Origin of the sequence: Kordia sp. (assembly GCF_045105435.1) — a bacterium.
Classification (GTDB): Bacteria; Bacteroidota; Bacteroidia; order Flavobacteriales; family Flavobacteriaceae; genus Kordia.
The window spans coordinates 1-10,927 of record NZ_JBGCDL010000070.1; the positions used below are offsets into that span (position 1 = coordinate 1).

At 36.2% G+C, this 10,927-nt stretch carries 7 protein-coding genes; all 7 read right to left on the minus strand.

Translation table 11 applies throughout. From position 1 onward, the window contains the following. A partial coding sequence (locus AB8B65_RS03295; protein ID WP_405299431.1) for a response regulator transcription factor occupies positions 1-599 on the minus strand: 599 nt, incomplete at its 3' end. Positions 600-604: 5 nt separating this feature from the next. After that, positions 605-2,185: a sensor histidine kinase gene (locus AB8B65_RS03300; RefSeq protein ID WP_405299432.1), complete on the minus strand. Its 1,581-nt coding sequence runs from the start codon at positions 2,183-2,185 to the stop codon at positions 605-607. 81 nt (positions 2,186-2,266) lie between these two features. Beyond that, entirely contained in the window at positions 2,267-2,851 is a 585-nt protein-coding gene (gene coaE, locus AB8B65_RS03305; protein WP_405299433.1) for a dephospho-CoA kinase, read from the minus strand. Then, positions 2,848-3,810 carry a CdaR family protein gene (locus AB8B65_RS03310; RefSeq protein ID WP_405299434.1) on the minus strand — a complete coding sequence of 321 codons (963 nt, stop codon included), beginning with the start codon at positions 3,808-3,810 and terminating at the stop codon, positions 2,848-2,850. The genes coaE and AB8B65_RS03310 overlap by 4 nt, the downstream gene beginning before the upstream one ends. A 2-nt stretch (positions 3,811-3,812) precedes the next feature. Then, positions 3,813-4,820, minus strand: a complete 1,008-nt coding sequence (locus tag AB8B65_RS03315) for a glycosyltransferase (RefSeq protein WP_405299435.1) — start codon at positions 4,818-4,820, stop codon at positions 3,813-3,815. 74 nt (positions 4,821-4,894) lie between these two features. Beyond that, positions 4,895-8,584: a T9SS type A sorting domain-containing protein gene (locus AB8B65_RS03320; RefSeq protein ID WP_405299436.1), complete on the minus strand. Its 3,690-nt coding sequence runs from the start codon at positions 8,582-8,584 to the stop codon at positions 4,895-4,897. 264 nt (positions 8,585-8,848) lie between these two features. After that, the coding region (locus tag AB8B65_RS03325; protein WP_405299437.1) for a T9SS type A sorting domain-containing protein at positions 8,849-10,927 on the minus strand (2,079 nt) is incomplete at its 5' end.

The following is a 10,927-nucleotide window of genomic DNA, read 5'->3' on the forward strand; positions in this document are numbered from 1 at the left end:
GATCTAGAAGTGAAATAGTTATCATCTCTCCAAATCTTTGTTAATGCTAATTCTCTTGGCATTAAATCATTTTCGTGTAATGCTAGTAAACGTAGTAATTCGTTTTCTTTTGGCGATAGTTTATTTGGCTCTTCTTGATCAAATGTCAAGAAACGAAGCTTTGAATTTAAACTAAATCTTCCGATTACGAATTCGAACTGTTTGCTGTCTGCTACAGAATCTGATGTTTTGCGTTGCATTATTGCTGTGATTTTCATCAATAATACGTCCGAATCAAAAGGCTTGTTTAGGTAGTCGTCTGCGCCTACTTTATATCCTTTCATTACATCTTCTTTTAATGCTTTTGCGGTTAAGAAAATGATTGGAACTTCGGTATTTTTCTCACGAATTTCTTTCGCAAGTGTAAAACCATCCTTGTACGGCATCATAACGTCAAGTATGCAAAGGTCGTAATTGTCTTTTTTGAATTTTTCAAATCCTTCCATTCCGTTCTTTGCATGAACAACGTCATAATCGTTCATTGATAGATAGTCTTTTAATACAGTTCCAAAATTCGGATCATCTTCTACTAATAAAATTTTTTTGTTTTGAATCTCCATGTTAGTTACGATATTAATGGTAATTTAATAATGAATGTACTTCCTTTGCCTTTCTCACTTTCAACGCTTATTTGACCACCGTGGTCATCAACAATACGTTTCACATAAGCCAAGCCAAGTCCATGCCCTTTTACATTATGTATGTCACCAGTATGTTCTCTATAAAATTTTTCAAATATTCTTTTTTGTACAGATTTGGACATTCCTTGTCCTTGGTCTTTTATTTTAATCTGTATATTATTTTTCACTATCTCAGTGTAAATGTCAACTTTTGGTTCTCCTTCTGTGTATTTGATAGCATTGTCTAATACATTTACCAACACATTTGTAAAGTGCGTGTCATTTGCCATGACCATTGTATCTTCTGCTTTCAAATGCGTTTTCATGTATCCGTTTCTATCTTCTACAATCAATTCTATGTGCGATAATGCATCTTCAATTAGGTCGTGAATATCCACTTCTTCCTTACTTATATCCAACTGGTTTTTTTCCAGTTTTGATATTTGCAATACATTTTCTACTTGTGCGTGCATTCGTTTATTTTCTTCACGAATCATACGCAGGTATCGTTTTACTTTTTCTTTATCATCAATGACTTTCGGATTACGTACTGCATCTAAAGCTAAATTGATTGTTGCAATCGGCGTTTTAAACTCATGCGTCATATTATTGATGAAATCCGTTTTTATTTCAGAAATCTGCTTCTGTTTTATTAACTGATACAAAGCACTTGAATAGGCTATGATAATTATTAACGTAAAAACAATGGACATAATTGCCATTCCCATGATAGATGATAATACATATTTGTTGAGCTTCGGAAAACTCACAAATAATGTATATCCGCTTTCGCCATTACTGTTTTCAAATAATGGCACGTCATACATTCCATCATTCGTAATTTTGAATCTGTCCGATTTTATTTTTGTCGCAAGTCCGTCATCATACACACCATATTCAAAATCTAAGTCTAAATTTAATTCATCTAAATATAATTGAATTAAAAATGCTAATGAACTGACTGTTACTCGCTCATCAATAGGTGCGTTTTCAGCTAGTTTATCAATAATCTCTTTGTACTGCGACATCATTTTAGATACGCTGTTTACTTTTTTCACCTTTTGAATGGGCGACAATTTTAAATCGGAATTGTCCAAGAGATCTTCACGATAAATAACTCGTGTTTCTACACTTTTATAACTTTTAATGGAAGTGCTATCATCTTCTGAAGTACTGTCAATGAACGTAGGAAAAATATTGTAATCTTCTTCTATAATACCGCGTGTGTAAATACTAGTTTCGTTGCTTTTTTCATTTCTACTAGTAATTTGAAAGACATTTAATACTTGTGAATCTTGCGGATCTCCGACACTATCTATTAAGTTTTGAAACCTTAAATAATACCTTCTATCTTCATATTCGGTGACTCTTTCTGACACACTTTTCAGGATTTGATTTGCGTTTAGGGAAAATGATTCTTGTTTTTCTTCCACTGCGGAAGCAATCCAATACCCTTGAACAAATATGATCCCGATGAGCGATAAACTCATCAAAATGACTAGAACAATAAATAATCGTTTACTCATTTGATCAAAATTAACGTATAATATTGGTTATATTAACTTTTTAACCAAACCTTAACAAATATGTTAATTTCATCAGATTTTCTAGCTTAATAGCGATATTTCTTGGTGTATTTTAGCTACTTGACTTTTTGCTTTTTCTAAGTCTTCATTATGAATAACATAATCTGAAAGTGCTATTTTTTTAGCATCATTCCATTGATTATTCATTCTACTTTGAAGCGCTTCTCTTGAGGTTTGATCTCGAAGTAATAAACGCTTGAAGCGCGCTTCTAGAGGAGCAACAACCGTAATAATTTTGTCGCAATGCTTATAAGAATCATTTTCAAATAGAATAGCAACTTCTTTTATAACATAGGCTTCTTGGCTGCGTTCGGCACACCAATCTTTAAAGTGTTGACCAACACGCGGATGCACAATAGCATTAATTTTTTTTAGCTCTTCTGACTGATTGAACACAATGTTTGATAGATAACTACGGTTTAATTCACCATTAATATAGGTTTCTTCTCCAAAAGCCGCAATCAGTTCTTCTTTTATTTCTTTGGAAGTATGCATCAACTTTTTAGCTTCAACATCAGCAATATAGATAGATACACCTAATTCGTGAAACATTTTAGCTACTGTTGTTTTTCCACTACCAATACCGCCTGTGAGTCCTACTATCATTTTTTAATTAAAAAATTTATTTTCTTGTTTTCGATTCGATATGTTTTTACCGTTTTGGGAAATTTAACCAATTTCGGAATAAAAAATGATGCATTTGTGTTTTTTATATCATTGTAATCACAATAAATTGTAAAATCGTTTTGCGTAATTTTATTAAAGTCAGATATGCTTGTCGTATATGTAATGCTTACTTCTTTGGGAAATAATTTTATTGAATATCCTTTTGGAAGATGCTGAACTTGCAACGGAATATTTAACTTTCCTTCTGTAAATTTATCCACTTTTGCAACGGCTTTTACTGTTGGATGTGAATATGTAAGTCGTTTTAACGAATCGTTTTTTAAAAGTTTTAGTTCTAAATCAATGTTTGTATCGATATCGTCTAACTTTTTTATTTCGGTATATACTACTTTTAATTTGTCTACCACATCTTCTGGTCCTGAGACTTCAATAAATTTTGGTTCAATTCGTAACGAATCGTACAAACTATATCCTTGTTCAAATTCTAATGCCAATTTATGAATGACAGGGACTCGCTTGGTTTTGTTCTTTCCTAATTTAAAAAATAATGTATCTGGTGATACTTTTAATATTTCAATATCTTGATAAATATGCTTGTTAACTGCATTGTCTGAAAGTACATAAAATGTATTTTCTTCCTTAGTTTTCGCTACTTTTTTTAAATCGACTTCTATTGCTTTTTTGAAGAATTTTTGACGTAACATACGGAAACCCGTTGTTTTTACTTGTGCTTGTACTGTACTTTCTTCACTTCCTAATAGAATTTTATCATTTGATAAATTTGTATACGTCACAGTCATAGTAATCGTATCCGTATAAGTATTAGAAAGCTTTACAAGTGTCCATACGATAAAAGAAATCACAAAGAAGATTAAAAATACATTGATTTTTTTCCCTTTGATAGTCGCCATAAATAAACTTTGAATTCCTTTGAGCATGTTTATTTTTTAAAGAAGAGTTTTGGAAATCGTTCTTCTGGTTTTTGTTTGAAAATTTTTAATGCAATGGTCGATTTTAAAAAACCAATACCGTAGCCATAAAACTGAATACAGACTGCTATTACTGATAAAAACGCAATTTTAATGTTTTTTGTTGTGCGCAATGCATCTAACAGTATCGCTACAAAATATACAGCATATCCTATTAAAAACCAATGAAAAGCAAAAAATATACTTAGAACTGTAGAAATAATAAAGCCGATACAAAATACGGTTGGAAACCAATAGGTAAGTTTCGCAGTTTCTGGATGCCACAAATTCAGTATGGGACGCACCATTCCGAATTTATTGACTTGAGTATGAAATTTTCCCCAAGAAATTCTGCGTTTATGGTATACATACGCGTCTGGAATTAATATGGTTTCATAACCTGCATTCCATATACGAATGGTTAAGTCTGGATCTTCTCCAGGATGAATTTGTCCGAAACCTTGCGTTTTTTCAAAGGCTTCTTTTGAAATTCCCATATTAAAACTTCGAGGTTGAAATTTGTTAACAGCGTTTTTTCCTCCTCTAATTCCGCCTGTTGTCAAAAAAGCTGTCATTGCGTAACTGATTGCTTTTTGTATGGTTGTAAATGAACTGTGCGCTGCATCTGGTCCACCAAAACAAGCTACATATTTATGTTGTAATGCCTTAGAAACTTCCGTTAGGTATTGTGGTGGTAAAATACAATCTGAATCAAATATTAAATAATAATTCCCTTTAGCACGTTTCATTCCGTAGTTACGTGAATCGCCTGGCCCAGAATTTGGCTTGAAGTAATAACTAATGTTCAGCGTATCTTTATATGAATTAACAATGTCTTCTGAAGGAAGTGTAGACCCATCCTCCACAATGACGACTTCAAAATCTTCTTGAAACGTTTGTTTTAAGATACTTTCTAGCAATTCTGCTACTTCATCAGGTCTGTTATATACAGGAACAACAATTGAGAATTTTATTTGCATGCAACAAATATAGGGAAACAAAAAAAGCTGTTCAATGAAGAACAGCTTTTAATGATAAATATATTTTTATAGAATTACTTTACGAATTTTACCGTTGAAGTTCTTCCGTTTTCTAAAGTTACTTTTGCAAAATAAACTCCATTTGTAGCAGCACCTAAGAATGCTTCTCCTGAAGCAGCATTTGGCTTTGCAGTTGTGATAATTTGTCCTACTAAGTTATAGATTTTAATAGAACTAACAGTGCTTTGCGCATTTACTACAAAACTATTGTTTACAGTGTTTACATAGTGTACAAAACCTCTCGATTCAAAAGAATTAACAGATAATACACAAGAAACAGTTGCTTCCCAACCTTCTCTTGTAACAGATGCGTCAGAAGTAAATACGAATGTTAAACATCCAGAAGCATCTGAAGAGCTAATCATCATACCTTCTAAGTCACCTGTTCCGATGGCTGGCACATCATTTTCATCCCAACACCAAATAGTTCCTCCACCTGGAGGATCAATTGTAGTTGCAGTAGCATCTGCTCCATCATGAATTGTTAAACCATCATAACAAGCAGCAGCTCCATTATTCTCTGTAGAGAAAAATGTAAATTCAACATTTACCGCTTCTCCTGCCATATTAGGACAGATTGTATAGGTAATATTTTCTCCATTTGAATAGTCGCCACTTTGTCCTCCTGAATCTAAGAAAATTCCATTCCCACAATTTGGTGGTACCGCAACATAAGGCGTAGCAAATGCAAATGGTCCTGCCCAAGCAGATACTCCGTCTGGTCCACAATCGGCTTGTACGTAGAATTCATAGCTATTATCTCCTACTAAACCAGTAGCTGCATACGGACTTGTAACTCCTGTTGCCGTAGCTGTTCCAGTAGGAGCTCCTCCAGCTGTAAGGTCTACTAATTCAATATTCCATGAAGTAGCCAATCCATTTTCTGTCCAATCTAAGTCAGCAGTAGTTTCCATAATATTTGTTGCATTTAATGCAGTTGGTGCAGGACAAGTTTCTAGTGTTGTAAAGCAGAATGGTCCAGCCCATCCAGAGAATGTTCCTCCTCCACAATCGGCTCTTACATAAAAACAATAATCGTTATTTTGCGTAAGTCCAGTTGCTACATAAGGGTTTGTAACTCCTGAAGTAGTTGGTGTTCCTGTTACCATTCCTCCTCCTGTGACATCTACTATTTCAATATCCCAAGCTGTAGATGTTCCGTTTTCTGTCCATCCTAAGTCAGCAGTAACATCTGTAATATTTGTTGCAGTAAGTCCATTTGGTGTAGGACACGCTGGTAATTCATTGAATGAAACATTATCAATAGAAATGTCTCCTTCAAATGTACCTCCGCTTGTTCCTACGAAAGTAACTGATATCGTTTGACCTGCAAATGCGGCTAAATCTATAACTGCGAGTTCCCAAGGTTGTGTTTCTCCTGTTTGTTGTTGACCTGAAATCGTTAGTACGCTCGTAGTTCCATTTACCAATACATCTAATTTTCCTATTTGTCCACCAAACATGTGATAGTTAAATGTTAATGCAGGTCTTGTAAGTCCTGATAAGTCTACTAATGGAGATATTAAATCTGTTGTATCACCAAGTGCTCCTGCTGATGCTTCAGTGTAGAAATAGTTTCCTGTTGTGATTGATGGAGCTGGACCTGTTCCTCCTGAACCTGCGTCTGTTCCTGGTGCAGATTCCCAATAATATGCTCCGCCTGTTCCAGCCCAGCAATTTTCGGATGTAAAAGCAGCGCCTCCTGTTGTAAATGTTTCAAAATCTTCTATATACGGTGCTGTAAATGCTGGACACGCTGTTGTAAAAGCAAATGGACCAGCCCAAGTAGAAGTTCCGTTAGCAACACAATCGGCTCTTACATAGAATTCATAATCATTACTATCAGTCAAACCTATAGCACTGTATGGATTTGCTATACCTGTTGCGGTTGCAGTTCCTGTAGCAGCGCCTCCTCCGGTAATATCAACAATTTCGATATCCCATAAGGTAGCCGATCCGTTTTCTGTCCAACCTAAATCAGCAGATGTAGTTAAAATATTTGATGCTGTTAAAGCTGTAGGAGCTTGACATGCTACTGTGGTACTGAACGAAAATGGTCCAACCCATGCAGAAGTTCCATCTACTCCACAATCTGCTTGTACATAGAATTCATAATCATTTGAAGGCGTTAAACCTGTTAAGCTAAAAGGATTAGTTACACCAGTAGACGTTGCCGTTCCTGTTGCAGCTCCTCCACCAGTGATATCTACTAGCTCTATATTCCATGCTGTAGCAGTTCCATTTTCTGTCCATCCTAAATCAGCAGAAAAACCATCAATATTTGTTACACTAAGGGCGTTTGGTGGAGTACAAGATGGTAATTCGTCAAATGCGACATTGTCAATAGCTATATCTCCTTCAAATGTTCCTGCACTTGTTCCTCTTATTGTAACCGATATTGTTTGACCTGCAAACGCGGATAAATCAATAACCGCAAGTTCCCAACCAGCTGTAGCACTTGCTTGTTGTTGTCCTGATATTGTAAATACATTGGTTGTTCCATTTACTAATACATCTAAAGTTCCTATTTGTCCACCAAACATGTGGTAATTAAACGTTAATGCTGGAGCAGTAAGTGCTGTTAGGTCTATTAATGGAGATACTAAATCAGTTGTATCGCCATTTGCTCCATTAGAAGCTTCTGTATAGAAGTAGTTTCCAGTAGTAATTGATGGATCTGGTCCTGTTCCTCCTGATCCTGCATCTGTTCCAGGAGCTGATTCCCAATAGTAAGCTCCTCCAGTTCCAGTCCAGCAATTTTCATATACAAACGCTGCTCCTCCTGTGGTAAATGTTTCAAAGTTCTCAGAATAAGGTGCAGAGATTGCTGCACAAGCTGTTCTGAATGTTAGTGGGCCAATCCAAGCGGAAGTTCCATCAGCAGCACAATTAGATCTTACATAATAGTCATATTCAGTATTTTCAGTAAGGCCTGTAGCTGTGTATGGATTTGTTACGCCAGTTGCAGTTGCTGTTCCTGTTGGCGGTGTTCCTGTTGTTACAATTTCAATGTCCCAAGCAGTTGCTGAACCACTTTCTGTCCATGACAAATCTGCTGTTGTATCTGTAGCATTTGCTACCATTAGTATTGATGGATCTGGGCATGACGGTGGTGCTGCCGAAGTAATTGTTGGCGCATCAAAGCAAAATCCCCACTCATAACCGGCTCCACCTACTAAATCATCAAAGTAAATTCTGTATCTAAAACCTGATAATTGAGTTGGTGTAAATCCTACTATATTAAGTACATCAGTAGTGTATGCTTCCGTAGTTCCTGAACAAAAATTGTTGGTTGGAGCTCCTGCTGTATCCGCATTAACTGGAAGACCAATTATATTCCAAGTACTAGCATCTGCATCCCAATATTCATATTGTAAAATGTCATCATTGTTGTAGTTGTAAACAAAGTTTCCTGAGATTGTAATCCATGTTTCTCCTGCTGTATGCGCAGCGGTTAGATCGATAACCGGTGATTCTGCAGCAATATCGTCATCACTTCCGTTCCCTGCATCATCATCGTCGAAGGCAAAGTTTGTTGAAACCGTAGGATCGGCTTCTAAGGCTGATGGGTCAGCGTTATAAGTTCCTGTGAGCGACCAATTTGTATTGGGCCACATTGCATTTTGATTTAATGTTTGTGCAAAACCTACATAGGAAAATGCAAAAAACATTATGAACAAAATTTTAAGTGTAATTTTTTTCATGTAGTTTGTTTTTAGTTAGCTATTTGCATAAATATATGAATTTTTATGCAAAAAACATCTGATAATAATTGTTCTTATCAATGATTGCTATAAAATGTTATTTTTTATAGTTTTCATTATGCTAAATAACATATTTAACAAGTATTTTTTAATAAAATGTTATGTAATAATATAGTTTATAGCATATTATGTAGAAAGTATTTGAAAACAAAAAAAGCTGTTCAATGAAGAACAGCTTTTAATGATATCTATTTTTTTATAAAATTACTTCACGAATTTCACCGTTGAAGTTCTTCCATTTTCTAACGTTACTCTTGCAAAGTATACGCCATTTTTAGCGGAACCTAAGCTTGCTTGTCCTGCTGGAGCATTAGGCTTAGCAGTCGTAATGATTTGTCCAACTAAGTTGTATACTTCAATAGCACTGATAGTACTTTGTGCATTTACCACAAACGTATTTTCTACCGTATCTACATAGTGAATAAAACCTCTTACTTCTGCAGATTCTATTGATAAAGGCGAACATGTTACATTAGCGGTCCATCCTGGACGTGTTACTGATCCGTCAGATGTAAATACAAATGTTAAACATCCTGATGCATCTGTGGACGTAATTGTCATTCCTTGCAAGTCACCTGATCCTACCGCTGGTGTATCATTTCTATCCCAGCACCAAAGTGACCCATTTGGTGAATCAATTGTAGCAGCCATATTATCTGGTCCATCATAGATGGTCATACCATCCCAACATGCAGTAGTACCATTGTTTTCAGCAGAGAAGAACGTAAATTCAACATTTACACCATCACCAGCCATATCTGGACAAATTGTATAGGTAATATTCTCTCCACTTGAATAATTTCCTGAAGCTCCTCCTGAATCTAAGAATGTTCCACTAGAACATGATGGTGTTACAGGTACATAAGGTGTAGAAAATGCAAATGGTCCTGCCCATGCAGATGTTCCATCGACTCCACAATCAGCTTGCACATAAAATTGATAGCTATTATCGCCTACTAAACCTGTTGCGTTGTATGGATTCGTCATTACTCCAGAAGCAGTTGGCGTTCCTGTTGCCATTCCTCCAGCAGTTAGGTCTACGATCTCTATATTCCAAGTGGTTGCAGTTCCGTTTTCTATCCAGCCTAAATCAGCCGTAGTTTCCATAATATTGGTTGCTGTTAACACTGATGGTGTAGGGCAAGTTTCAAGTGTTGAAAAGTTAAAAGGTCCAGCCCAACCAGAGAATGTTCCATCTCCACAATCGGATCTTACATAAAAAGCATAATCATTGTTTTGTGTAAGCCCCATTGCTGAGTAAGGATTTGTAACTCCAGAAGCCGTTGGTGTTCCTGTTGCCATTCCTGCAGCAGTAATATCAACGATTTCAATATCCCATGCAGTAGCTGTTCCGTTTTCTGTCCATCCTAAATCAGCAGTTGTATCTGTGATCATTGTTGCTGTTAAAGCATTTGGAAGTGAACATGCTGGAAGTTCAACGAATGATACATTATCAATTGAGATATCTCCTTCAAATGTCCCTGCACTTGTTGCTCTAAATGTAATTGTAATTGATTGACCAGCATATGCAGCTAAATCTACAACTGCAAGCTCCCAAGGAGTTGTTGCACTTGCTTGTTGTTGTCCGCTTAGTGTCCAAACATTAGTAGTTCCGTTTACAATTACATCAAGTGTTCCTATTTGTCCACCATACATGTGATAGTTAAATGTTAACGCTGGTGCAGTAAGTGCTGTTAAGTCTACTAACGGAGATACTAAATCGGTTGTATCACCATTTGCTCCATTAGAAGCTTCTGCATAGAAATAGTTTCCTGTAGTTATTGTTGGATCTGGTCCAGTTCCTCCTGATCCTGTATCTGTACCTGGTGCAGATTCCCAGAAGAATACTCCTCCAATTCCTGCTCCTGTCCAGCAGTTCTCAGTTCCAAAAGCAGTACTTGCAGTTGTGAATGTTTCAAAATCTTCTGTATATGGAGCAGCAACTGCAGCACATGCAGTGCTAAATGTGAAAGGTCCAACCCAAGCAGAAGTTCCTCCTGGTCCACAATCAGCTCTAACATAAAAATCGTATGCTGTATCAGCTGTAAGTCCTGAAGCTCCATAAGGATTCATAACTCCTGAAGCTGTTGCCGTTCCTGTAGCAGCAGTTCCACTTGTTAAAACTTCAACATCCCATGCCGTAGCAGTTCCGTTTTCTGTCCATCCTAAATCAGCTGTTGTATCAGTGATATTAGTTGCTGTTAACATAGAAGGATCAAGACATGTTGGTGGAGCTACAGATGTAATCGTTGGTGAAGTTAAACACCATCCCCATTGCCAACC